Genomic DNA, 1,151 nt, shown 5'->3' on the forward strand with positions numbered 1-1,151 from the left:
GTATTGCGGAAAAAGTTTTACCGGATTCAGTCAGGGGGAAAGAGGTCGCTGCCCAGCTTGCACAATTGCATTGTCGATTACGCAGTGATCTTCAGGCAAAGAATATTCCGCTTCAACCTGTCAGCCAGCATTTGCAGACACTCGCGGGGGCATTGTCAGAAGAGGATCTGAAGGTCGACAGAATTCCGGAGTTATTCGCCCGTCACTACAGGCTTTATCTTCTGGCTGCCGGGACGACTGCCCAGGTACTGTCGGCAGTCACACTCAGGGTAACAAGGCAGAATTCCTGTGATAAGGCGCTTTGCCAATGGTTGAACCAGACTGTGCGCTCCCTCCCGTGTCCGTGGCTGGTGAAACGTGGGAAAACCACATTTATAAACCCTAATACCTATGAAGTGACGGTGAAGGAACACCTGAATAACGATGAGGCCAAAGCCGAGATTATCAAGCAACTGGCTGAAACACGGTGGAGTGACTCAGGGATGCCAAAAGAACTGTCAAAATCCACCGGCCCCCTTGAGAGTGCTTTATATCGCCTCTGGCAACAGTGCTGGTTTACACGCTGCTACGGCGACACAGGTGTTCGTGCAGAACAGGTTTTTCCTCTGAACACGGTTCAGACCATGACTCTGGCGATGAAAACCAATCAGCCTTATCTGGCGGAAGCAGCGAGAGTGATGGAGGCTATGGACTTTGAAACCGGGATCAACTGGCCTGCCTGCTGGCAGGAACTCCTGGATGTTTTAAAGCAGCCTGTTGCCAGCTATTGTCAGAAGGCGCCGAAGGTCAGTACTCAGCTAACAGATGCTATGGATACACAGGCTCAGTTGCCACAGTCTGTCAAAAAAAAACAGCACAGCAGGACAAACTATGAGCAGCTTCCTACGCAACATCTCAGTTTAAAAAAAGTTTTTCAGACTCCCGCCCATGATCCACGGATGACCCGCATTTACGTATATGATATTGCTGTAACTACCGACGGTGGTCTGAGAATCATACGATTGGGAAATGGTGAGCATGGTGGTCTGGAAGCTGTGTTACCGGGAACCTTGTCAGCCAGTGATCCTATACCTTTAGCCAGGAATCATTATTATGCTCAAACCTCCCTGACATTGGAGGGGAAACAGTGGCTCTTTTTACCCAGTATGACC

Annotated in this window: 1 protein-coding gene; it reads left to right on the plus strand. The window is 49.9% G+C overall.

Annotated features, from left to right (window positions below; all coding sequences use genetic code 11):
* Positions 1 to 1,151: hypothetical protein (locus E1189_RS23340; RefSeq protein WP_196221101.1), on the plus strand; the 1,151-nt coding region annotated here is incomplete at both ends.

The sequence above is a fragment of the Parendozoicomonas verongulae genome (assembly GCF_009711465.1).
Lineage (GTDB): Bacteria > Pseudomonadota > Gammaproteobacteria > Pseudomonadales > Endozoicomonadaceae > Sansalvadorimonas > Sansalvadorimonas verongulae.